The following is a 23,515-nucleotide window of genomic DNA, read 5'->3' as shown; positions in this document are numbered from 1 at the left end:
CCACCACCTGGGAGTAGTCGTCATGACCGATGTGCAGGGACTGTCGCGCCGTGGCTTCCTGTCCCGCTCCGCCACCGTCGGCGCGGGCGTCCTGCTGGCCGGCAGCGTGGACGGGCTGCTGTCCGCCCCGAACGGGCTCGCGCAGCCCGGACCGGCGGGGCCCGGCGGACCGGGCTACGGACCCGTCGTCCCGGACCCCGCACGACGGCTGTCGCTGCCGCAGGGCTTCCGGTACACGATCGTCTCCGAGGCGGGCGTGACGAGGCTCGACAGCGGCGAGCCGAGCCCGACCAACTCCGACGGCATGGGTGCCTTCCGCGGCCCCGGGAACTCGACGCTGCTCGTGCAGAACCACGAGCTGCGCGGGGCCCGCGCCACGGCGGGGCCGCTCGTCGTCCCCACGCCCGCGGGCCTCACCTACGACCCGGCCGCCCCGGGCGGCACCACCACCGTCCGCGCCGACCGGGACGGACGACGGCAGGGCGAGGTCGTCTCGCTCGCGGGCACGTCGACGAACTGCGCCGGCGGGATCACGCCGTGGGACACCTGGCTCTCCTGCGAGGAGACCGAGGACCTGGCCGGCGTCAACGGGTTCACCAAGGACCACGGCTACGTCTTCGAGGTCGACCCTGTCGACCAGGCGGCCAACCGGGACCCGCAGCCGATCCGGGCCCTCGGCCGGTTCGCGCACGAGGCCGTCGCGGTCGACCCGCGCGAGGGGAGGATGTACCTCACCGAGGACGCCGCCGCCCCGAACGGCCTGCTCTACCGCTGGACCCCGCCCGCCCGGTTCCGGGGCGGGAAGCGGGCGCTGCGCACGCTCGGGGCGACCGACGGTGCCTTCGAGGCGATGCTGTGCCGGGACGCCGCCGGCAACCCGGTCGACGACCTGTCCCGCGCCACCCAGGTCGGCACCACCTACTCGGTGTCCTGGACCCCGGTGCCCGACCGCGACGCCCGGGTGCTGTCGACCCGCCGCCAGCTGAACCCGCCGCAGGTCACCCGCGGGCGCAAGCTCGAGGGCGCCTGGTGGGGCGACGGCGGGGCGTACGTCGTCACGAGCTTCGCCCGCGCCGAGAGCCCGGTGCCCCACGACGGGCAGGTGTGGTTCCACGACCCGCGCCGCGGGACCCTCACACTGCGCCTGCGCTTCGGGGTCAACGCGAACCCGGACCAGGACGGCACGAACTACGACGGCCCGGACAACATCACCGTCTCCCCGTGGGGCGGCGTGATCATCGCCGAGGACGGCGAGGGCGTGCAGCACCTCGTCGGCGCCACCGAGCGGGGCGAGACGTTCACGATGGCCCGCAACGACCTGAACACGAACGAGATGGCCGGCCCGGTGTTCTCCGCGGATCGACGCATCCTGTTCGCGAACCTCTACGAGCCCGGGATCCTCTACGCGATCACGGGGCCGTGGCGCCCTGTGCGCTGAGGCGCAGGTGAGCAGAAGAGGTCGCCATGGCGACCCTTTCTGCTCACCTGGCGTGAGCCACCTGCTGCTCCGTGGCGGGCAGGCCGACGTGGCGGTCGCGCGCCGCTCCGAGCCCGGCGATCGTCAGCGGGACCAGCAGGACGAGCAGCGTGACCACCGGCCAGGTCCAGCCACCGGTGGCGTCGCGGATGGCGCCGAGCGCGAAGGGGCCGGCAGCGGCGACGACGTAGCCCACCCCCTGGGCCATGCCGGAGAGCTCGGAGGTGTGGGCGGCGTCCGGGGAGCGGAGCGCGATCAGGGTCAGACCCAGCGAGATCCCGACCCCCTGCCCGAGTCCGATGAGCACCATCCACAGGGCCGCGGTCCCGTCCGGCGCGAGGAGCAGCCCGCCGTACCCGACGACCCAGAGCCCGACGAGGACCACCACGAGGTGGAACTGCGTCGGACGGCGGGTGGCGAGGACCGGGGTGATCGCGGACGTCACCAGCGACGCGAGCCCGGTGAGCGAGAGCAGCAGGCCCGCCTCCGCGGGCGTCCGTCCGCGCTCGACGAACAGCGTGGGCGCCCAGGCGGTGAACGCGTAGAACTGCAGCGACTGCAGGCCCATCAGCAACGTCACCTGCCACGCCAGCGGTGAACCCCACAGGCCCCGCACCGGGGCGGCGGGTGTCGCGGCCGGCGCCGCCGCGGCTGCCCGCCGGGCGCGCAGCACCCACGGCGTCCACAGCAGGATCGCCAGTCCGACGCCGATCGCCCAGAGCGCGAGGGCCGGGCGCCACCCGAACCCGGTCGCCTGCTCGATCGGCACCATCACCGCGGCCGACAGCGCGCCACCCGCGGAGATCATCGTCGAGTAGGCGCCGGTCATGGCCCCGGTGCGGTGCGGGAAGTCCCGCTTGACCACCACCGGCATGAGGGTGTTGCCGATCGCGATCGCCACCCCGGCGAGCAGGCTGCCCGCCAGCAGCGCCACCAGCGAGGGGGCCAGCCGGACGACGATCCCGACCGTCAGGACCAGCAGGGCGACCAGCAGCGTCGTCTCGAGCCCGACCCGTCGCGCGAGGCGCCCCGCCACCGGGGCGAGCAGCCCGAAGCAGAGCACCGGCAGCGTCGTCACCAGTCCGGCGACGGCGCTCGAGATCCCGAGGTCGGCGCGGATCTGGGCCACCAGCGGCGACACCGCCACCACGGCCGGGCGGAGGTTGAGCGCGATGAGCAGGACGGCGACGACGAGGAGGGCCGTCCGGGAGCGGGAGGTCGGCGTCGACACCCCGACATCCTTCCATCAGGCAACTATCCGTGCTGGTGCTTCCCCGTGCCGCCGTGTCTGGTGCCGGTGTGCTGGGTGGACGGCGGCGCCCCGACGGTGTCCGCGACGGTGCGCAGGTCGAACGAGAGGAAGTCCCGGCTCGAGGTCTGCAGGTAGTGCTGAGCACCGACCTGCTCGCCGGGGAAGAGCTGGAACGCGTCGGGCCGCGGGTTCCCGGTGGGGTGGAAGTACGCCCCCGAGACCCACGCCGGGTTGATGTCCAGCTCCATCCCGCGGACCACACCGGCGCTGCGGAGGATCTCGCCGAGCGTGCACACCGACAGGGCCGGACCGCCCACGTAGACCTCGGCGCCGGTCGCGGTCACGCCGAAGGCCGACCGGTTGATGTAGGCCGCCTGCCCGACGGTCGAGCCCCACTCCGCCGTGCCGCCGGTGGCGCACGTCGGGTTCACGACACCGCCGTCGACCAGCGGCACCAGGTTCTGGCGCACCGCGACGACGTCCGGGCCCATCGACACCTCGGTGCCCCACGCCCCGACGTCGGTGGTCCCGTTGCGGTGGATCACGAGGCTCGCGGCGCCCGGGACGAGCGGCCGGGCCTCCTTGCCGTCGAGGTACCAGCCGCCGTGGCTGTCGCCCTGCAGCCGGAAGCCCGCGGAGAACGCGGCGACGACCGTCCGCTGCTCGGTCGGGTCGATCGACGACGGCACCGACCAGGTCCCGCCCGGGTCCTCCGAGCCGGGGTGCAGTACCCCGCGGACCAGGGTCGGGTCCATCCACAGCACGCCGACGGTGAACGAGGTGTGCTGCGCGTCCGGGCGCACCGAGGCGACCCGCACGGCGTCCCCGCGCGGCGTCGCCACGACGGTCTGCCACTGCCCCTCCCCGGGCAGCGGCGAGAGCCCGGCGGGGGCAGGCAGGGGCGGCGGGGCCGGGCTGCCACCGGGCCGGTCGGCGACGGCGCCGTTCGCGTGCGGGATGCCCCCGGCGGGCGCGCCACCGGTCGGGGGCTGGTCGAGCTGGTACTGCGCCGACTCCAGCCACGTCACGACCGGCCCGAGCCCGTGGTCGCGGCCCCACTCGGCGAGGCGCGCCGCGACGGTGTCCGAGCCGGGCCGGGTGAGCGCGTGTACGAGCGACGGCGCCGCGACCGCCGCGACGACCACGAGGACGACGACGAGCGCGGCGAGCGTCCGGCGCAGCCACCGGGTGCGGGGGAGCAGCCGGAGGCGTCGCTTCCCGACAGAGCAACCGAGCACGCCGATAGGGGGTGCGGTCTCCTCGGGTGCCTCGGCGTCGGTGCCCCCGGCATCGGGGCGACCGGTCTCGACGGTCTCGTCGTCGGGACGCTCGATCCGGTCGGTCGGTCCGGTTCCGGTGCTGTCGAGAGCGGACGGGGGGTGCGGGGCCACGACCGGTCATCGTGCTCGCGACCTGCGGCGTCACCGTGAAGCCGGGTGTCCTGGGTGACACGTGTCGCGGGCAACCGGGCCGTGCTGTCCGGGTTCGTCCCGCGGTGTCCGGTCCTGTCCGCGGGTGTGACGTGGGGCAGGTCCGACGCGCTGCGGACCTGCCTGGTGTCCCCCTCGCGCACGGACCCCGGACGAGCGAAGGGCCCCTCCGGTCGATCTATCCGACCGGAGGGGCCCTTCGCTCGATCACGGGCGGGCAGGCCCTACGCGGGCCGCACCGTCAGCAGGAGGTGGTCCTTGCCCTTCTTCGACCGCAGGGCGGCGTCCCAGCCGTCCTTCGTCGCGGCCGTGTAGAGGAACGCCTTCGACGGGATGCGCAGCGGCGAGCGGAACACGGCGTCCACGGTCACCGCCCCGTCCGTGCGGCCGGCGAGGGCCGCGAGGACCCGGGCCTTCGACCACATGCCGTGCGCGATCATCCCCGGCATCCCGAACGCCTTGGCCGCGAGCCCGTTGACGTGGATCGGGTTCACGTCGCCGGACACCGCGGCGTAGCGCCGCCCGATGTCGCCGGGCACCGTCCAGACGCCGTGCGGGCGGTCCCCGACGTGGGGGTCCGGCTCCGGCGGGGCGGCCTCCGCGGCCTCCTCCGCCTTCGCGCCGCGCACGAAGTACGTCGAGCGCGAGTGCCAGACGGCCTCCTCGTCGGGGAGGCCGACCTCCGACACCAGGTCGACCTGCGCGCCCTTCGGGTGCGCGACCAGGCGTTCGGCGTGGACGCGCACCACCAGCGGGTCCCCGACGGCGAGCGGACGCTGCTGGGTGATGACGTTGCGCAGGTGCACCATGCCCGGGGCGGGCAGGGGGAACTCGCGGTCGGTCATCAGCCGCATCTGCAGCGGGAACGCGAGCATGTGCGGGTAGGTGATCGGCAGCTCGCCGCCCACCCGGAACCCGCAGACGTGGGCGTAGTCCGCCACCGCGTCGGGATCGATCGTCACGTTGACCAGCTCGAGCGTCCGGTCGGGCAGGGTGTGCCCGCCCGACCGCGCCGTCAGCAGCGCCCGGCCGTACAGCGCGCCCAGGGTGGGCGCGCTGTCGAGGGTCTCGGTCGGCATCAGGCCCCCAGGTAGTTCTGGCCGTCGACGCGCAGCACCTGGCCGTTGATCGCGTACGAGGCGCCCTGCGCGAACCAGGCGATCGTCTCGGCGACGTCGACCGGCAGCCCGCCCTGGGTGAGCGACGACAGCCGCCGGCCCGCCTCGCGGGTGCCGACCGGCATGGCCGCGGTCATCGCCGTCTCGATGAACCCGGGCGCGACGGCGTTGATCGTCGCGTCCTTGTCCGCGAGCAGCGGGGCCGTGGCCTCGACCAGGCCGATGACGCCGGCCTTCGATGCGCCGTACGCGGTCTGCCCGCGGTTGCCCGCGATGCCGGCCATCGACGACACGGTGACGATGCGGCCGCCCCGGTGGAAGCCGTCGTCGTCGCCCGAGGCGAGCAGCACGTCGTTGATCGCCAGCTGCGAGTTCAGGTTGACGTCGATGACCGAGTTCCAGCGGTCGGTGTCCTGGTTCGCGAGCAGCTTGTCGCGGGTGATGCCCGCGTTGTGCACGACGATGTCGATCCCGCCGTGCCGACGGCAGTGCTCGAGGATGGCCTCGCCCGCGCCCTCGCCGGTGATGTCGAGCTGCAGCGCGGTGCCGCCCACGTCGTTCGCGGTGTGCGCGAGGGCGTCGCCCGCCGCGGGGACGTCGACGGCCACGACGGTCGCGCCGTCGCGGGCCAGGGTCTGCGCCACGGTGCGCCCGATGCCGCGGGCCGCGCCGGTGACGACGGCGACCTTGCCGGTGACCGGGTGGTCCCAGTCGGTGCCGGCGGAGGACCCGGCGTATCCGGGCACGACGCCGACGTCGAGACGCTGTCCGTCGACGAACGCCGAGCGGGAGGAGAGGAAGAAGCGCAGCGTCGACTCGAGATCGTTCTCGGCCCCGTCGGCGACGTGGATCAGGTTGACCGTGGCGCCGTAGCGCGCCTCCTTGGCCGCCGAGCGGACCAGGCCCTCGAGGGAACGGCGGGCCGCGCGGACGGCGGGCCGCTCGGCCTGGGCCGGGACGTCGCCGAGCACGAGGATGCGGCCCGACGGGCCGACCCGGCGCATCACCGGCGTGAGGAACTGCTGCACCGCGGCGAGGTCGCGCGGGCTGGACAGCCCGGTGGCGTCGAGGACCGCCGCGGCGACCTTCGACGAGGACGACCCGCCGCCGATCGGGGCGGCCGGGTCCTCGTGGACCTCGACGTTCGCGTCGGCGAGGACGGCGCGGACGACCTTGGCCACGCGGCCGTCGGCGGTCGCGGTGCCGAGCAGGGCGGCACCGGAGAGCAGCGGCTGACCCGGCTCCCAGCGACGCAGCTTCGGTACCGGCGGCAGGCCGACGTTGCCCGCGACCGCCCGGCCGAAGCCCGAGTTGACGAAGTCGGAGTACCAGTCGTGCGACATGTTCCGTTCCCTTCTCAGGCCTCGAGGATGGCGACGACGCCCTGGCCGCCGGCGGCGCAGATGGAGATGAGTCCGCGACCCCCGCCGTTCTCGTGGATCGTCTTCGCGAGCGTCGGCACGATGCGGGCGCCGGTCGCGGCGAACGGGTGCCCGGCGGCCAGCGAGCTGCCGTGGACGTTGAGCTTGCCGCGGTCGATCGAGCCGAGCGGCGCGTCGAGGCCCAGGCGTTCCTTGCAGAACTGCGGGCTCTCCCAGGCGGCGAGCGTGGCGAGCACGGTGGAGGCGAACGCCTCGTGGATCTCGTAGAAGTCGAAGTCCTGCAACGTGAGGCCGTTGCGCTCGAGCAGGCGCGGCACGGCGTAGGCGGGCGCCATGAGCAGGCCCTCGTCGCCGTGCACGTAGTCCACCGCGGCGGTCTCGGCGTCGACGAGGTGCGCCAGCACCGGCAGGCCACGCTCGGCGGCCCACTCGTCGGAGGCGAGCAGCACCGTGGCCGCGCCGTCGGTCAGCGGCGTCGAGTTGCCCGCGGTCATGGTGGCCTCGGCCTTGTCGCCGCCCGCGGGGAAGAACACCGGCTTGAGCTTGCCGAGCTTCTCCACGGTCGAGTCGCCGCGCAGGTTGTTGTCCTTGGTGAGCCCGAGGAACGGGGTCATGAGGTCGTCGAAGAACCCGGCGTCGTAGGCCTTCGCCAGGTTCTGGTGCGACAGCGCGGTGAGCTCGTCCTGCGCGGTCCGCTCGATGCCCCAGTGGGCGGCGGTGATCGCGGCGTGCTCGCCCATCGCCATGCCGGTGCGCGGCTCCCGGTTGGCCGGGATCTCGGGCACGAGCTGGCCGGGCCGCAGCCCGGCGAGGGCCTTGACGACACCCGCGGTCGACTTCGCGCGGTTGGCCTCGAGGAGGACCTCGCGCAGGTCGTCGTTCACCGCGATCGGGGCATCGGAGGTGGTGTCGACCCCACCCGCGATGCCGACCTCGATCTGGCCGAGGGCGATCTTGTTGGAGATGAGGATCGCGGCCTCGAGGCCCGTGCCGCACGCCTGCTGCACGTCGTAGGTCGGGGTGGCCGCGGACAGCCGCGAGCCGAGGACGGCCTCACGGGTGAGGTTGAAGTCGCGGCTGTGCTTCAGCACGGCGCCCGCGACCACCTCGCCCATCCGCTCCTCGGTCAGCCCGAAGCGGGCGACGAGACCGTCGAGCGCCGCGGTGAGCATGTCCTGGTTCGAGGCGCGGGCGTAGGCACCGTTGGAGCGGGCGAACGGGATGCGGTTGGCGCCGACGACCGCCGCGCGACGGGGGCTGGCCATGGGATCCTCCAGGGGACTGGACTTGGTTACTCAAAAGTAGCAGGTACCGTGGGTGCCGTGAGTCGTCGTTCGCATCGTCACGAGGACGAGGGGTCGGCCCGTCAGGAACGACGGAGCCGGAGGACCTCATCGTCGGAAGGCGCTGTGACCGACGGCGCATCGGAGCAGGACACTGCCCCGCCGCCCCGCCGGGACAAACGTTCCAGCCGGTGGGACGAGCACCGGCGCGCCCGGCGGCAGGAACTGACCCTCGCGACCATCGTCGCCATCCGGCAGTTCGGACCCGACGTCGGCATGAGCCAGGTCGCGGCGCAGGCGCGGACCTCGAAGACCGTGGTCTACCGCCACTTCGCGGACAAGTTCGACCTCTACCAGGCCGTCTGCGAGCGCGTGGGTGCGGTGATCGTGGCGCAGGTCGCCGAGGCGATGCGCACGGCCGGTCCGCCGCAGCACATCCTGCGCCAGGGCATCGACGCCTATCTCGCGCTGATCGAGCGGGACCCGGACATCTACCGCTACGTGATGCGCCCGCCGGGGTCCGACCGGACGGCGACCGCGGGCGAGGGCGACTTCGTGGGCGACCTGACGTCGTTCATCGGTGACCACGTCGGCGAGATCATCACCACCGAGCTGCACCGCCAGGGGCGCGACCCGGCCCCCGCGGTGACGTGGGGTCACGCGGTCGTCGGGATGGTGCGGTCGGTCGGGGACCACTGGCTGACCGCGCGGCCCGAGGTGGCGCGCGAGGTCATCACCGACGAGGTCGCCGACCTCGCGTGGGGCGGCCTCGCCCGCACGGTGAACTCCGCCGCCGCGTCCGCCTGAGCGGGTGACGCGTCCCACCCGCGGGAGCGGGTACTTCAGGCACGCGGTACAACCGTGGTTACCGACCAGTAACAAGCTCTGAGGAGGCCTTCCCGATGGCCGCTCCGCTGTCCGTCCCGCCGTCGCCCTCCGACGTGTCGCCCGTCGCCGTCGACGCCGTCCGCCGGTCCCTCGACGGGCGCTGGTCGTGGCTGCGCGACGAGATCCGCGCCCGGGAGGACTTCGGCGAGCTGCACGTCGAGCCCGGCACCGACTCCGAGACCCACCGGCAACGCGTCTGGGAGATGCTCGGGCAGCTGGCCGCGGACGGCCACGCCGTGCACGGCTTCCCGACGGCGGTCGGCGGCCGCGGCGACATCGGCGGCTCGGTCGTGTCGTTCGAGATGCTGGCCTTCGCCGACCTGTCGCTGCAGGTCAAGAGCGGGGTGCAGTGGGGGCTGTTCGGCGGGGCCATCCAGGCCCTGGGCAGCCCCGAGCAGCAGGCGCGCTACCTGCCGTCGGTGATGGACCTGTCGCTGCCCGGCTGCTTCGGCATGACCGAGACCGGCCACGGCTCGGACGTGCAGTCGGTGCACACCACCGCCACCTACGACCCGGCCACCCAGGAGTTCGTGGTCGACACCCCCACGGAGTCGGCGAAGAAGGACTACATCGGCAACGCCGCCCGCGACGGCCGGATGGCCGCGGTCTTCGTGCAGCTCTGGTCGGCGCCGGCCGGCGAGGCGCCCGTGCGCCACGGCGTGCACGCCGTCCTCGTCCCGCTGCGCGACGACGACGGGAACGTCCTGCCCGGCGTCGAGATCACCGACGACGGGCACAAGGAGGGGCTCAACGGCGTCGACAACGGTCGCCTCGCCTTCCACGGCGTCCGCGTGCCGCGCGAGAACCTCCTCGAGCGCTACGGCACCGTCACCGCCGACGGCAGCTACTCGAGCTCCATCGAGAGCGAGAACCGGCGGTTCTTCACGATGCTCGGCGCGCTCGTGCGCGGGCGTATCAGCGTCTCCGGCTCGGCGGTCGGCGCGGCACAGCTCGCCCTGACGATCGCGCTCCGCTACGCCGAGGCCCGTCGTCAGTTCGCGGCCCCGGGCGGCGACGGGGAGATCGTGATCCTCGACTACCTCGCCCACCAGCGGAAGCTCCTGCCGCTGCTCGCGCGCACCTACGCGCTGCGGTTCGCCCAGAACGAGCTCGTCGAGATGCTCCACGACATCCAGACCGAGCGGGAGGCGGGCGGCTCGGTCGACGAGAAGCGCCAGCGCGAGCTCGAGTCCCGGGCGGCCGGCATCAAGGCGCTCTCGACCTGGAACGCGACCGAGGTGATCCAGGTCTGCCGCGAGGCGTGCGGCGGCCAGGGCTACCTCTCGGAGAACCGGCTCGGCACGCTGCGCGCCGACACCGACGTCTTCACCACCTTCGAGGGCGACAACACCGTCCTGCTCCAGCTCGTGGCCAAGGGCCTCATCTCGGGCTACGCCGACGACTTCGGCAACCTCGACACCCTGGGCACGATCCGCTTCGTCGCCGACCAGGTGCTCGACACGGTCGCCGAGCGCACCTCCCTGCACCAGCTCGCGGAGCGGCTGCGCGGCGCCGCGACGGGTGGCGACGACGAGGAGGTCCTCGACGCGTCCTGGCAGATCAAGCTGCTCGACGACCGCGAGGAGCACACCCTCGACGGGCTGGTCCGCCGGCTGCGGCCCGCGCGCGGCAAGGGGGTCACGCCCGACCGGGCGTTCGCCATCTTCAACCGCGCCCAGGACCACCTGCTGCACTCCGCCCGGGCCCACCTCGACGGGCTGGTGCTCGACGCGTTCAACCGCGCCTGCGAGGCCCAGACCGACCCGACGGCCCAGCGGCTCATGCGGTCGGTGTGCGACCTCTACGCCCTGAGCGTCATCGAGCAGGACAAGGGCTGGTTCCTCGAACACGGCCGCATCTCCGCCGCCCGGTCGAAGGCGGTGACGTCGGAGATCAACAAGCTCTGCCACACGCTGCGGCCCCACGCGCGGACGCTGATCGACGCGTTCGGCATCCCGGAGAGCTGGATCGACGCGCCCATCGCGACCGGCGCCGAGACCCGGCGTCAGGACGAGGCGATCGCCCACGCGACGTCGCTGCGCTGAGGTCGACCGGGCTGCCTCGTGTCCCTCTCGCGCGGCGTGCGCGACCCGGTGGACCGAACGACCCGTTCGTGCAGCTGGACGCCACGAACGCGTCGTTCGTCCGGTCGGGGCCGCCCGCGCAGCGGTGTGAAACCGGACTCGGCGGGTAGAAGGTGGGCACCCACCCCGAGCCGAGAGGACACCCGACGTGACCGAGCCCTACCCGCAGGGCCAGTGGGACACCGGCACCGCCACCCCGCCCCCGAAGCCGAAGAACGGCATGGGTGTCGCGGCGCTGGTGTTCGGGATCCTCGCGCTCCTGCTCATCTGGCTGCCGGTCGCCGGCCTGATCCTCGGACTGCTCGCGATCATCTTCGGGGTGATCGGGCGGGGCCGGGTGCGCAAGCAGCAGGCCACCAACGGCGGGGTCGCCCTCACCGGCCTGATCCTCGGCGTGCTCACGTTCCTGCTGAACCTGCTGCTGACGATCGCGGTCCTGCTCTTCGGCTTCGCGTTCTTCGGGCTCGGCGGTGGGGCGTCGGTCGATCAGGCCACGCAGTGCGTCCAGGTCGCCAACCAGCAGCCGACCCTGGCCGCCAAGCAGAGCGCACTCCAGCAGTGCGTGGACCAGTTCGGCTCCCAGATGCCCGATCTCGGCGGCGGACAGTAGGTCCCGGTACGACGACGGGCCCCGGCACCATCAGGTGCCGGGGCCCGTCGTCGCGATGAGGGTGTCCGAGCCGGGCGATGAGCCGCCTCGCGGCGCGTGGCACACCAGGGCTTCAGCCGAACGATCGTCCCTGGCGGCTCTTATTATTGAGACCCGGGGGCACATGGCGCCCGGCCCGGACACCCGATCCAACCACGCCGCCCCGCGCGCTGTTCCCGCCCCGGACGAAAAATCTCAGCCGGCGGGGACGACGGCGAGGCCGTCGGCCACGGCCCGCAGGGGCTTCGAGGACGGCGCGTTCGCGACGGCGAGCGCCCCTCCGGCCGGGCGGCGGACCATCTGGGTCGACCCGCCGCCGTCGAGGGCCACGGCCTGCGGGATACCGAGGTCGACGACCAGCCGCCCGAGCTCGGCGAGGGTCGCACCCACGCTCGCCTCCTGTCGCCCGTCGACCGCGATCAGCCACAGCGTGCGGCCGTCGGCCGACAGCCCGACCGCGGTGCGCGGTGCTCGTTCGGTGGTCTGCAGGCCGGGCCACGGCGCCCCGTCGCGGACCAGCGCGAGCGCGCCCAGCGCCGTCCGCAGCGGCGGGGTGTCCGGCGCGAGGGCGGTCCACCGGGCGTCGACCGGATCCCCGACGCGCAGGGCCCGCAGCGGCGCCGCGGCCCCGTCGCGGGCGACGAGGGCGACCTCACCGGCGGGCACCGCGGCGGTGCCGACCGCGCCGACGGCCACCGCCTTCCCCGCCTTCACCCGTACCTCGACCGCGTCCCCCGCGCACGGGGCCTTCGCGTCGGTGTCGGACCCGCAGACGGTGCGCGCCCGGGTCGTGCCGCCCCAGGTCGGGGTGAAGGCGGCGACCCCGCCGACCGGAACGGCGTAGAGGTTGAGGCCGGCCAGGGGGAGCTCCCGGCCGGCGAGGCGGACCGAGCCGGAGAAGAGCACGCGCCCGATCCGCCCGACGCCCTGGGTGTCGATGCCGATCACGGTGTCGGGGCTCGACCCGGGCGGGCCCGGCGGGGCCGGGCGCCGTCCGAGGACCACCGCGGACTTGATCAGGGCCTTGTTCTCGTACTCGACCCCGACCGACGCGCCGGTGCCGCCCTCGTCGAAGAAGTTGCCGTTGACCGCGCCGATCGCGCCCACGCGCGCGGCGAGGTCGGGGACCGTGCCGACCGCGCTCACGACGGCGGGCCGCAGCAGCCGGATCGCCACCGTCCGGTTGGCGAGATCGACCCGGATCAGGTGCCCGCGCACCCGGCCTGCGGCGGCCGTCGTCGTGAACTCGCGGTACTCGGTGCCGACGACGTCGCCGCCCCGCGGGGCGAACAGGGTGTCGAGGACCCGGTCCGGGGGAGGGGCGGGTGATGGCGGGGGTGGGGCGGCGAGCGCGGCCGGCGCGAGCGCGACCCCTGCGACCAGTACCGCGAGACCGACCCGACCAGCCGTCATGACCCTCCCGTCGCCATTTCGGAGCAGCAGCGTCGCCCGTGTGGGTCCGACTGAGGTGCGACGACGCGTGGGAGCGGGAAGAGTTCGCCGGGACGGGTGGCGTGTCCCGGCTCACGGGGTAAAGGGAACTCAAAGAAAGACCCATCCGTTGGGATGGGCAGTTCATCGGCTGGAGGAGGCTGGACGTGACCGTCCCGTTCTGGGTCTGGGCCGCGACGATCGGCGGCATCGTCGTCCTCGTGGCCATCGACATCTGGCACGCGCGGTCGCCACACGAGGTCAGCTTCCGTGAGGCGACCCTGTGGTCGGTCATCTACATCGTGGTCGCCCTGGTCTTCGGCGCCGGCGTCTGGCTCTTCATGGGCGCCCAGTCGGGCGTCGAGTACCTGTCGGGCTGGCTGGTCGAGAAGAGCCTCTCGGTCGACAACCTGTTCATCTTCGCGGTGATCCTGGCGCAGTTCGCGGTGCCGAAGCGCCACCAGCAGAAGGTGCTGCTCTGGGGCGTCGTCGGCGCGCTGGTGATGCGGGCGATCTTCATCCTCATCGGCGCGGCCGTGATCAACACGTTCAGCTTCGCCTTCGTGATCTTCGGGGCGTTCCTGCTCTACACCGCCTACGGGCTGATCCGCTCCCACGGCGACGAGCCGAAGGACATGAGCGACAACGTCGCGGTGCGCCTGACCCGCAAGCTGGTGACCGTCCACGAGGAGGACACGAAGCCGGGCGACAAGCACGACGGACAGCTCTGGCGCAAGGTCGGCGGCAAGCTCGGCGTCACCCCGCTGTTCATCACCGTCGCGGTGATCTTGTCGGTCGACCTCGTCTTCGCGCTCGACTCGATCCCGGCGATCTTCGGCATCACCCAGAACGCCTACATCGTGTTCACCGCGAACGCGTTCGCGCTGCTCGGCCTGCGCGCCCTGTACTTCCTGCTGGTGGGGCTGCTGGAGCGCCTGGTCCACCTGTCCTACGGCCTGGCGTTCATCCTGGCCTTCATCGGCGTGAAGCTGATCCTCCACTGGCTCCACGTCGACATCAACCCGGCCATCCCCGAGGTGCCGACCGCGCTGTCGCTGGCGGTCATCCTCGTGACCCTGACGGTCGTGACCGTCACGAGCCTGTACGCCACCCGGGGTCTGCCGCCGAAGGAGTCGTCGGAGGCGGGAGCGACGGGTCCGGACGACGACCACGACGGCTCGTCCGGGAGCGCCACGAACGGTGGGACGACGAACGGAGCCACGTCGGCGTCGGCGGAGGAGCCGGCCGACGCCTCCCGGCGGCGCTGATCCCGCGGCGCCGACCCGGCGTCCACCCCGCGAACGGGCCGTCCGTCACGGAAGACCGTGACGAACGGCCCGTTCGTGCGTGGGCCTCGTGGCGGTCCGGCGTGTCACCGTGGAGGCGTGACCTCACGTGCCGAACGCGACCGCGACGAGGCGGGCCGGGCCCGCAACGCCCGGCCCCGCGACGCCTCCGGCCGGCCCCTGCCGCCGGGCGCCGAAGGGGTCGAGCGGGTGGACGAGGACGTGGTCCTGCCGCCCGACGAGGCGTTGCGCGAGGCCCAGCGCCTGCTCGACGGCGGGTTCCCGTTCCACGCCCACGAGGTGCTCGAGGGGGCGTGGAAGTCCGGGGCCGACGACGAGCGCGCCTTCTGGCAGGGCCTCGCCCAGCTCGCGGTGGGCCTCACCCACGCCCAGCGCGGGAACCGCCGGGGCGCGATCTCGCTGCTGCGTCGCGGGGCGGAGAACCTGGGTTCCGGAGCGTCGGTGGCCGGGCGCCACGGCGTCGACGCCGAGGGGGTCGTCGCGTGGGCGCAGACCCGCGCGGACGCCGTCGAGGCCGGCGGGGAGCTGGAGTCGGGGAGCCCGCCGCGCCTGGTGCGCTGACCGTTTCGCGCGCACTCGGTCGTGGGCAACCCGTCGTGGAGAAAGACGATCTTCGATGGAGGAGCCCCGAATGGCGAACGAACTCTCCGGCAAGCGCGTCGCGATCCTCGCGGCCAGCGGCGTGGAGCAGGTCGAGCTGGAGCAGCCCCGCAAGGCGGCCGACGACGCCGGCGCGACCACCACGCTGATCTCGGTGGACACGGGCGAGATCCAGGCCATGAACGGCGACATCAACCCCGGCGACACGTTCTCCGTGGACCGGGCGATCGCCGACGTCTCGGCCGACGACTTCGACGCCCTCATCCTGCCCGGTGGCACCTGCAACCCGGACACGCTGCGCCAGAACGGCGACGTCATCGCCTTCGTGCAGGCGATCGCGGGGGCCGGCAAGCCGATCGCCGCGATCTGCCACGCGCCGTGGACCCTCGTCGAGGCCGACCTCGTGCGCGGCAAGCGCCTCACCTCCTTCCCGAGCGTGCGGACCGACATCCGCAACGCGGGCGGGAACGTCGTCGACGAGCAGGTCGTCGTCGACCAGGGGCTGATCACCAGCCGCAACCCGGACGACCTCGACGCGTTCTGCGCGACGTTCGTCAAGGAATTCGCCTGAGCGGAAGTTCCGTGGCGGGCCGGGGCGGCGCGCGCGGCATGATGCGCGCGTGATCGCGCCCGGTCTGTTCGACGAGATCCTCGCGCGCGGGGCCGCCCGGCAGGCGGTCTCCGATGACGCGTGGCTCGCCGCCCTGCTCGAGACGGAGGCGGCCCTCGCGGCCGCCGCGGCGGACGTCGGGATCGTCGACCGGGCGACCGCCGACGCGGTGGTGGGCGTCTGCGTCCCCGACCACGTCGACGTCGGGTCGCTGGCGACGGAGGCCGCCGCGTCCGGCAACCCGGTCGTGCCGCTGGTCGCCGCCCTCCGCGCGGCGCTGCGGGCGGACGGGGCCGACGAGGCGGCCGCCGCTGTGCACCGGGGCGCCACCAGCCAGGACGTCATGGACACGGCGGCGATGCTCGTCGCCGCCCGCGCGGTCGCCGCCCTGACGAGCGACCTGGCGGCCGCCGCCGACACGGCGGCGGCCCTGGCGCGGACCCACCGCGACACTCCCGCCGCGGGGCGCACACTGCTGCAGCAGGCGGCGCCGGTGACGGTCGGCCTGCGGGTCGCCGGGTGGGCCGCAGGGCTCGACGGGGCGGTCGCGGCGCTGCGCGCCTGGCGGCCGGCGGCCCAGCTCGGCGGCGCGGTCGGCACCCTCGCGGCGTTCGCCGGGGACGGCCGGGCGGTCCGGGCGGCCTTCGCACGGCGCCTCGGGCTCGAGGAGCCGGTGCTGGCGTGGCACACCGAGCGCGGGCGGATCGCGGAGCTCGCGGGGATCCTCGGACGGGCCGGGGCAGCGGTCGGCGCGGTGGCCACCGACCTCGTGCTGCTCGCCCAGACCGAGGTCGCCGAGGTCCGGGAGGACGTCCCCGGCCGGGGCGGGTCCTCGACGCTGCCCCACAAGCGCAACCCGGTCGGCGCCGTGTCCGCGCGGGCCGCGGCGGTCGCGGTGCCCGGCCTGGTGTGCGCGGTGCTCACCGCCGCCTCCGGGCACGAGTACGAGCGCGCGGCCGGCTCCTGGCACGCCGAGTGGGCGCCGCTGCGCGAGCTCCTCCGGACGACGGGGTCGGGCGCGGCGTGGCTCGCGGACTCGCTCGGACACCTCGTGGTCGAGCCCGCCGCCGTCCGGGCCGCCCTCGACGCGACCGGGGGCCTGCTGCTCGCCGAGAACGTCACCACCGCCCTGCGCGGGCGGGTGGCCGACCCGAAGACGCTGGTCACCGACGCCGCCTCGACCTCGCTCGACACCGGCCGCCCGTTCGCTCAGGTGCTCGTCGAGGCACTGGCGGGGACCGACGTGACCCGCGCCGAGATCGACGCCGCGCTCGACCCGGCGACGCACACCGGCGAGTCGGCGGCGCTCGTCGACGCCTTCCTCGCCGCCCGCACCCCCGTGGAGGAGCACCCGTGAGCAGTCTCGACCCCACCGACCTCGATCCCGCCGGCCTCGCCACCCGCCGGGAGGTGCTCGGCGACGAGCACGTCGACCGCGCCATCGCGAACACCGACGGGACCACGGCGGAGTTCCAGGCCTTCATCACCCGGTACGCCTGGGACGGCATCTGGAACCGGCCCGGGCTCGACCGGCGCCAGCGCAGCATCGTCACCCTCTCGGTCCTCGCCGCCCTCCACCACGACGGCGAGCTCGCGATGCACGTCCGCGCGGCGCTGCGCAACGGCCTCACCCGCGAGGAGATCCGCGAGGTGCTGCTGCAGGTGGGCGTGTACGCGGGGGTGCCCGCGGCCAACCGCGCGTTCGGGGTGGCGCAGAAGGTGCTCGCGGAGATCCCGGAGGACTGACCCGGCGCTCCCGACGCGGGACGCCGGTGGGTGCCGATACCGTGGTGGCCCGGGCGGTGCGGTCTGAGGGGACGAGGGTGCGGGGACGAATTCTGCGGGCCGCCATGGCGGCGGCCCTGGTGGTGCTCGCGGCGGCCTGCTCGTCGCAGGAACAGCTCGCGACGCCCGCGATCCCCACGTTCCCAGGCCCCGGCGCGGCGGCCCCGACCAGCGCCCCGCCCTCGCGGTCCACGCTGGTACCGACCGACTGCAACCAGATCCTGTCCAAGGACGAGCTGCCGAACCTGCTCGGGCTGCCGCTGGGCACGGTGGACGTGCGGGCGCTGCGGGACGTCCCCGCTCCCTCGGTGGGCCGCCTCGAGCGCGTGACGTGCACCTACACCTCGACCGGGGGTCCCGGCGCCGCCCCGGCGGGCGCGCAGGTCCTCAAGCTGCTCACCAGCGGCTACAACTCACCCGAGGCGGCGCTGGCGCAGGTCGCGGTGAACAACCAGGTGCTGCAGGGCGAGGGCGTCACCGGCGTGGCGACGCCGATCGGCGCCGCGCAGGGCACCTTCTTCTCCGATCCCGACGGGCCGATCCTCGTCGTCGCCTACCGGCAGGTCACGGTCAGCCTCACCCTGACCCGCGGCGGGAACATGTCGGCCGACCAGCAGCGCTCGCTGCTCGTCGACCTCGCCCAGCGGGTGCTGCCCGTGCTGGTCCCCGCCGGCTCCTGACCTCCTCGCCCGCGCTTCACGGGTCGACGCGCGGGTACAGTCTGTTTGCATAGGCTAACGACAGGGGGTCCCGGCGTGTCGACCGATCGCTACAAGTGGGTGGCGCTGTCCAACACCACCCTCGGCGTGCTGATCGTGACGATCAACATGTCGATCCTGCTCATCGCGCTGCCCGACATCTTCCGGGGCATCGACATCGACCCGCTCGCGCCGTCCAACATCAGCTACCTGCTGTGGCTGATCATGGGCTACCTCGTGGTGACGGCGGTCCTCGTCGTCAGCTTCGGGCGCATCGGCGACATGTACGGCCGCACCCGCATGTACAACCTCGGGTTCGCGGTCTTCACGCTCTTCTCGGTGCTGCTCGCCGTCACGTGGATGCACGGTGACGCGGGGGCGATCTGGCTGATCGTGATGCGCGTGCTGCAGGGCATCGGCGGCGCGCTGCTGCTCGCCAACTCCACGGCGATCCTCACCGACGCGTTCCCGACCCATCAGCGCGGCCTCGCGCTCGGCATCAACTCCGTCGCCGCGATCGCCGGCTCCTTCATCGGTCTCATCGTCGGCGGCGTCCTCGCCCCGCTCGCCTGGCACCTCGTGTTCGTGGTCAGCGTCCCGATCGGCGTCTTCGGCACGATCTGGGCCTACGTGAAGCTCCGCGAGGTGGGCGAGCGCCACGAGGCGCGGATCGACTGGTGGGGCAACGTCACCTTCGCCGTCGGCCTCATCGCCGTGCTCATGGGCATCACCTACGGCATCCAGCCCTACGGCGGGCACGTCATGGGCTGGACCTCCCCCCTGGTGCTCAGCTGCCTGATCGGCGGCGTCGTGGTGCTCGCCGCCTTCGCGGTGATCGAGACCCGGGTCGCCGAGCCCATGTTCCACCTGTCGTTGTTCCGCATCCGGGCCTTCACCGCCGGGAACATCGCGAGCCTGCTCGCCGCCCTGGGCCGCGGCGGACTGCAGTTCATCCTCATCATCTGGCTGCAGGGCATCTGGCTGCCCCAGCACGGCTACGACTACGAGTCGACCCCGCTCTGGGCGGGCATCTACATGGTGCCGCTGACCATCGGGTTCCTCATCGCCGGACCGGTCTCGGGCATCCTCTCCGACCGCCACGGCGCCCGCGCGTACGCGACCGTCGGCATGCTCGGGGCGGCGGTCAGCTTCCTGCTCCTGAAGTTCCTGCCCGTCGACTTCTCCTACGTCGGGTTCGCGATCATCCTCGCGGTCAACGGGCTCTCGATGGGCCTGTTCTCCTCGCCCAACCGGGCCGCGATCATGAACAGCGTCCCGCCGCGGCAGCGCGGCGCGGCCGCCGGCATGACCTCCACGTTCCAGAACGGAGCGACGGTCCTGTCGATCGGCATCTTCTTCTCGATGCTGATCCTCGGGCTCTCCCGGACCCTGCCGACGGCCCTGCACGACGGGCTCGTCGCGCACGGGGTGCCCGCCGACGCCGCGCAGCGCATCTCCGAGCTCCCGCCCGTCTCGACGCTGTTCGCCGCGCTCCTCGGCTACAACCCGATGCAGACGCTGCTGGGCCCGCAGGTCCTCGCGCAGGTCGGCCCGGAGCAGGCGGGCTTCCTCACGGGTCGCTCGTTCTTCCCGCAGCTGATCTCGGGGCCCTTCGCCGACGGCCTCACCTTCGCCCTCGTCTTCGCCGCCGTCTGCTGCGTCGTGGCCGCCTTCGCCTCCCTGCTGCGCGGCGGGAAGTACGCCTACACCGAGCCGGCCGAGCCGGCCGCCGACGGGGCCGACGAGCTGGACGGCGCGGCGGTCACCGAGGCCGTCCAGCCGGGCTACGACGACGGCGACGGGGCGCTGGTGGGTGCCCCGAGCGGTGGCCGGGTCCTGCGCGGCCGGGTGACCGGCCCCGACGACGCCCCCGCACCCGCCGTCGTGACCCTCGTGGACCACGCCGGACGGCAGGCGGGCCGGGCGGTGGCCGACGACCAGGGGTGGTTCCGGATCGAGCCGCCGTCCTCGGGCGACTTCCTCGTGATCGCGACCCCGCAGGACGCCGCCCACGCGGCGGCGCCACGGGCGACCCAGGTCTCGGTGAACGGCGGCCCCGTCGACGTGGACCTGGTGCTCGGCCGGCGCTGAGCGGGTTGCGCCCTACTCCATGACGCTCGTCACGGCCGTAGGTAACCCGTTGGTAAAGAGCATTCGGGACCGTCATGAACCGTGACCGGATTCGACCATCCAGAGCGCATGCCTCGCCTGCTCGGCACCGTCACGGTGGTGCTGACGGCGGCGGCCGGGGCCATCGACGTCGTGACGTTCTTCGCCTTCAACCAGGTCTTCGCCTCCACCATGACGGGCAACCTGGTCCTCCTCGGTCTCGGGGTGGGCCAGGGCGAGTGGTCCCAGGTGATCGACAACGTCTGTGCCATGGGCGGCTACTGCGGCGGGCTCGTCGTCGGGACCCTGGTCTGCGGGGTGGCGATGCGCCGGTTGCCGTGGCGCAACGCGGTCGGCATCGCCCTCACCGTGGAGCTCGCGCTGCTCATCGCCGTCGGGATCTTCTGGTGGGGCGTCGACGACGACGCGGCGATCGCGCAGTGGCGGGTCATCGTGCTCGTCGTCGGGTCGGGGCTCGCGATGGGGATCCAGGCGGCGGCGATGCGCTACATCGGTCCGGCCGGCACGCCGACGAGCTTCCTCTCGGGCACGGTCACCAACTGGGTGTCGAGCCTCGTGGAGCTGCACAAGCCGTTCAGGTGGGGTTGGAACTCGCCGCTGCGGATCGCCGCGATCGTGGTGGCCGCGGCGGGCAACGCCGTGATCCAGGCCCAGGTGCCCGATCTGGCGTTCGCCGTTCCCGTGCTGCTCGTCCTCGTCGCCATCGTCGGGATGGCGGTGGTGACCCGGGCGAACCACGGCGGGCTGGTGGCCGGCGAGCCCGAGTTCGCCCCGGACCCGCGGACCGAGGTGCCCGACGCCGACGCACCCGCCGACGAGGCTCCGGCGGACGAGCAGCTCGAGGCGATCGGCCGGGTCAGTGGCCGGGTGATGGACCCGGCAGGAGCGGCGAGCCCGGCCGCCGTGACGCTGGTCGACATGGAGGGCCGTCAGGTGACGCGGGTGCACACCGAGCCCGACGGCCGGTTCGACGTCCAGCCCCCGGAGGCCGGCGAGTTCGTCCTGATCTGTACGCCGCACCGGATGGGCGGGCGCGCCGCCCGCCCGCGGGCGGTCGTGGTGGCCGTGGACGGCAGCCCGGTCACCCACGACGTCGTGGTCGGGGCCCAGGCCTGAGTGGTCCACCTGGTCCGGTCGTGCGCAATGCAATGATGCTCGTCACGGTCTGACGCGATCTGGAGGGGCGCCGTCCGGGGAATGGAACCGGTATGACCGGTTTCGACCATCCGGAGCGACGGCCTGGGCTGCTCAGCGCGGTCACCATCGTGCTGACGGCCGCAGCAGGCGCCATCGACGTCGTCACGTTCTTCGCGTTCAACGAGGTCTTCGCCTCGACCATGACCGGCAACCTCGTCCTCCTGGGACTCGGGGTCGGCCAGGGGGACTGGTACCAGGCCCTCGACAACGTCGTCGCGATCACGGGGTACTGCAGCGGCCTGGTCGTCGGGACCCTGGTGTGCGGCGTGGCGATGCGCCGGTTGCCGTGGCGCAACGCCGTCGGGGTCGCGTTGACGGTCGAGCTCGCGCTGCTCGTCGCGGTGGGCGCCTTCTTCTACACCGTCGACGACGAGGCGCTCGCCCAGCCGCGCGTGGTGATCCTGGTCCTCGGGGCCGGCCTCGCGATGGGCATCCAGGCCGCGGCGATGCGCTACGTCGGCCCGGCCGGGACGCCGACCAGCTTCCTGTCCGGAACCGTCACGAACTGGGTGTCCAGCCTCGTCGAGCTGCACAAGCCCTTCACCTGGAACTGGAACTCGCCGCTGCGCATCGCGATCATCGTGGTGGCCGCCGCGGGCAACGGCGTGGTCGCCCGGGTGGAGCCCGACCTCGCGTTCGTCGTGCCGGTCCTGCTCGTGGCGCTCGCCATCGGGCTGATGGCGCTGGTCACCCGGGCCAACCACGGCGGGCTGGTCGCGGGGGAGCCGGAGTTCGCGCCGGACCCGCAGACCGAGGTGCCCGACGCGGAGGCCACCGTCGAGGAGCACCACGTCGTCGACGAGGCGCCGGCGGACGGGATCGGACGGCTCACGGGGCGGGTCGTCGACGGGACGGGCGGCCCGAGCCCCGCGGTCGTCGCCCTGGTCGACATGGAGGGGCGGCAGGTCGCCCGTGTGCACACCGAGCCGGACGGGACGTTCGACCTGCGCCCAACCGAGGCCGGGGAGTTCGTCCTCATCTGCACTCCGCACCGCACGGGCGGGGACACCGCCCGGCCGCGCGCCGTGGTCGTGACGGTGGCGGGGGAGTCGGTCGAGCACGACGTGGTCCTGGCGTAGGGGCGCACCTCGTCCGGGCACCTCGTGTGCCTTGTCGCGGTCTTCCGGCGTCCCCTCCTGGACTTGTCGTTCTGATCCACAACGACAAGGGCGGCCCGGATCGGAAGCGGGCCGCGACAAGCCGGCACGCTGGTCACGCCCCGATCGCGCCGCGGACCGTGCGGAGGTACTGCGCGCGTCGTCGGAAGACGTCGAACCAGGAGAACCGGTAGATCGTCAGGTCCCGCAGGAGGATCTGGTTCTCACGGTCGCGGTCCTCGAAGACGGCCATCTCCATCCCGTGCTCGGAGCGCCCGTCGAACTCGAAGCCCTGGCGTTGACGGCGATAGGCGAGGTCGACGTAGGCGTTCTTGCCGTCGGCGCGAGTGACCGGCATCTGGACCTCGGGTTCCTCAAGTCCGTCCTCGACGAGGGCGAGCCGTCCGGCGGTCTCGAGCGGCGAACCGGACAGCGGTCGCGCGGCCGCGACCAGACGGCGGGCCCGGAGGACACCCGGCGTGCCACGGCAGCGCCGGATCGCGTCGTCCAGTTCCTCCCGCGTGACGCGGCTGCGGAACAGAGCGCGCTCCATCGCCCACACGGCCCGGTACTCCTCCTCCGTGCGAGCCAGGTCGACGAGCGTGCGCGCGACGGTCGTGACCCGGAGCCCGTCCAGGTCGAGGACGTCCTCCGCGGCGAGGACCGAGGTGTGGAACCGCAGATCGGCGCGGTGCGGGCGGCGTTCGCAGCGGGGGATCGTCACCTCGTCGGGGCCGCCCGCGGGCACCTCGAGGCCGAGGACGCGTGCCGCCGTCCGGTGGCTCGCAACGGCCACGCAGCCGCCGACGGTCGCGCACGCGGCCCACGCGCGTTCCCGGTCGTCGGGCGGTTCGCCCTCCTTGTAGATCCCGCGGTGCACGCGGACGACCTGCTTCCGACGGAGGGCCTTGTCGACGAGGGTGGGGTCCTCGACGCGGATCAGCGCGCTGCGACGGAGGAGCCCGCCGTCGCCGGGCCGGGGTTCGAACCAGGACATGGCGCCGAGGATGTCGACGAGTTCCGTCGCGCGGCCACGTCCCGGGGTGCCGATGTGGACAACCCGCTCTCTCGCGCGCGGATGTGGACAACCGACCGTC

General features: G+C 73.4%; 20 protein-coding genes. 13 read left to right on the top strand and 7 right to left on the bottom strand.

Annotation, left to right across the window (positions count from 1 at the left end; genetic code table 11):
* The first annotated feature begins 22 nt into the window (after positions 1-22).
* Positions 23-1,438: an alkaline phosphatase PhoX gene (locus QSK00_RS18655; RefSeq protein ID WP_285592795.1), complete on the top strand. Its 1,416-nt coding sequence runs from the start codon at positions 23-25 to the stop codon at positions 1,436-1,438.
* A gap of 43 nt (positions 1,439-1,481) precedes the next feature.
* Here QSK00_RS18655 and QSK00_RS18650 read toward each other — a convergent pair whose 3' ends face one another.
* From QSK00_RS18650 to QSK00_RS18630, 5 genes are all read right to left on the bottom strand, one after another.
* Positions 1,482-2,708 (bottom strand): CynX/NimT family MFS transporter, encoded by a 1,227-nt coding sequence (locus tag QSK00_RS18650; protein ID WP_285592793.1) that lies wholly within the window; start codon positions 2,706-2,708, stop codon positions 1,482-1,484.
* Between the two features lie 23 nt (positions 2,709-2,731).
* Positions 2,732-4,120 (bottom strand): hypothetical protein, encoded by a 1,389-nt coding sequence (locus QSK00_RS18645; RefSeq protein WP_285592791.1) that lies wholly within the window; start codon positions 4,118-4,120, stop codon positions 2,732-2,734.
* A 263-nt stretch (positions 4,121-4,383) separates the two neighbouring features.
* On the bottom strand, positions 4,384-5,238 hold the full coding sequence (locus QSK00_RS18640; protein ID WP_285592788.1) for a MaoC family dehydratase: 855 nt from the start codon (positions 5,236-5,238) through the stop codon (positions 4,384-4,386).
* Complete coding sequence (locus QSK00_RS18635; protein WP_285592786.1) at positions 5,238-6,620, bottom strand: 3-oxoacyl-ACP reductase; 1,383 nt, start codon at positions 6,618-6,620, stop codon at positions 5,238-5,240. Before QSK00_RS18635 ends, QSK00_RS18640 begins: the two co-directional genes overlap by 1 nt.
* A gap of 14 nt (positions 6,621-6,634) precedes the next feature.
* Positions 6,635-7,924 (bottom strand): acetyl-CoA C-acetyltransferase, encoded by a 1,290-nt coding sequence (locus QSK00_RS18630; protein ID WP_285592784.1) that lies wholly within the window; start codon positions 7,922-7,924, stop codon positions 6,635-6,637.
* Positions 7,925-8,068: 144 nt separating this feature from the next.
* Here QSK00_RS18630 and QSK00_RS18625 point away from each other — a divergent pair, with 144 nt between their 5' ends.
* The 3 genes from QSK00_RS18625 (at position 8,069) to QSK00_RS18615 (ending at position 11,524) form a co-directional block, all read left to right on the top strand.
* On the top strand, positions 8,069-8,749 hold the full coding sequence (locus QSK00_RS18625) for a TetR family transcriptional regulator (RefSeq protein WP_285592782.1): 681 nt from the start codon (positions 8,069-8,071) through the stop codon (positions 8,747-8,749).
* A 95-nt stretch (positions 8,750-8,844) separates the two neighbouring features.
* A complete protein-coding gene (locus QSK00_RS18620) occupies positions 8,845-10,875 on the top strand; it encodes an acyl-CoA dehydrogenase family protein (RefSeq protein ID WP_285592780.1) in 2,031 nt (676 codons plus the stop codon).
* A gap of 187 nt (positions 10,876-11,062) precedes the next feature.
* Positions 11,063-11,524: a DUF4190 domain-containing protein gene (locus tag QSK00_RS18615; RefSeq protein ID WP_285592778.1), complete on the top strand. Its 462-nt coding sequence runs from the start codon at positions 11,063-11,065 to the stop codon at positions 11,522-11,524.
* 234 nt (positions 11,525-11,758) lie between these two features.
* On the opposite strand, the gene QSK00_RS18610 is transcribed toward QSK00_RS18615, so the two are convergent.
* Positions 11,759-12,976, bottom strand: a complete 1,218-nt coding sequence (locus QSK00_RS18610) for a phosphodiester glycosidase family protein (RefSeq protein WP_285592775.1) — start codon at positions 12,974-12,976, stop codon at positions 11,759-11,761.
* A gap of 185 nt (positions 12,977-13,161) precedes the next feature.
* On the opposite strand from QSK00_RS18610, the gene QSK00_RS18605 reads away from it, so the two are divergent.
* The 9 genes from QSK00_RS18605 (at position 13,162) to QSK00_RS18565 (ending at position 22,400) form a co-directional block, all read left to right on the top strand.
* Positions 13,162-14,262: a TerC family protein gene (locus tag QSK00_RS18605; RefSeq protein WP_285592773.1), complete on the top strand. Its 1,101-nt coding sequence runs from the start codon at positions 13,162-13,164 to the stop codon at positions 14,260-14,262.
* Positions 14,263-14,379: 117 nt separating this feature from the next.
* Entirely contained in the window at positions 14,380-14,862 is a 483-nt protein-coding gene (locus QSK00_RS18600; protein WP_285592771.1) for a DUF309 domain-containing protein, read from the top strand.
* 70 nt (positions 14,863-14,932) lie between these two features.
* A complete protein-coding gene (locus QSK00_RS18595) occupies positions 14,933-15,472 on the top strand; it encodes a type 1 glutamine amidotransferase domain-containing protein (protein WP_285592769.1) in 540 nt (179 codons plus the stop codon).
* Positions 15,473-15,521: 49 nt separating this feature from the next.
* Positions 15,522-16,868 carry a lyase family protein gene (locus tag QSK00_RS18590; protein WP_285592767.1) on the top strand — a complete coding sequence of 449 codons (1,347 nt, stop codon included), beginning with the start codon at positions 15,522-15,524 and terminating at the stop codon, positions 16,866-16,868.
* Positions 16,865-17,257: a 4-carboxymuconolactone decarboxylase gene (gene pcaC / locus QSK00_RS18585; protein WP_285592765.1), complete on the top strand. Its 393-nt coding sequence runs from the start codon at positions 16,865-16,867 to the stop codon at positions 17,255-17,257. Before QSK00_RS18590 ends, pcaC begins: the two co-directional genes overlap by 4 nt.
* Before the next feature lie 77 nt (positions 17,258-17,334).
* A complete protein-coding gene (locus QSK00_RS18580; RefSeq protein WP_285592763.1) occupies positions 17,335-17,976 on the top strand; it encodes a hypothetical protein in 642 nt (213 codons plus the stop codon).
* Between the two features lie 75 nt (positions 17,977-18,051).
* On the top strand, positions 18,052-20,085 hold the full coding sequence (locus QSK00_RS18575; RefSeq protein ID WP_285592761.1) for an MFS transporter: 2,034 nt from the start codon (positions 18,052-18,054) through the stop codon (positions 20,083-20,085).
* Positions 20,086-20,193: 108 nt separating this feature from the next.
* Positions 20,194-21,240, top strand: coding sequence for a DUF1275 family protein (locus QSK00_RS18570; RefSeq protein WP_285592759.1), 1,047 nt, complete (start codon positions 20,194-20,196; stop codon positions 21,238-21,240).
* Between the two features lie 92 nt (positions 21,241-21,332).
* Positions 21,333-22,400, top strand: a complete 1,068-nt coding sequence (locus tag QSK00_RS18565) for a DUF1275 family protein (protein ID WP_285592758.1) — start codon at positions 21,333-21,335, stop codon at positions 22,398-22,400.
* A 133-nt stretch (positions 22,401-22,533) separates the two neighbouring features.
* Here QSK00_RS18565 and QSK00_RS18560 read toward each other — a convergent pair whose 3' ends face one another.
* Positions 22,534-23,415 (bottom strand): type IV toxin-antitoxin system AbiEi family antitoxin, encoded by an 882-nt coding sequence (locus tag QSK00_RS18560; protein WP_285592756.1) that lies wholly within the window; start codon positions 23,413-23,415, stop codon positions 22,534-22,536.
* Positions 23,416-23,515: the final 100 nt, after the last annotated feature.

The organism is Actinomycetospora sp. NBRC 106378 (genome assembly GCF_030269685.1).
In the GTDB taxonomy this organism is placed as follows: Bacteria; Actinomycetota; Actinomycetes; order Mycobacteriales; family Pseudonocardiaceae; genus Actinomycetospora.
This window is presented reverse-complemented; position numbering and strand designations above follow the sequence as displayed.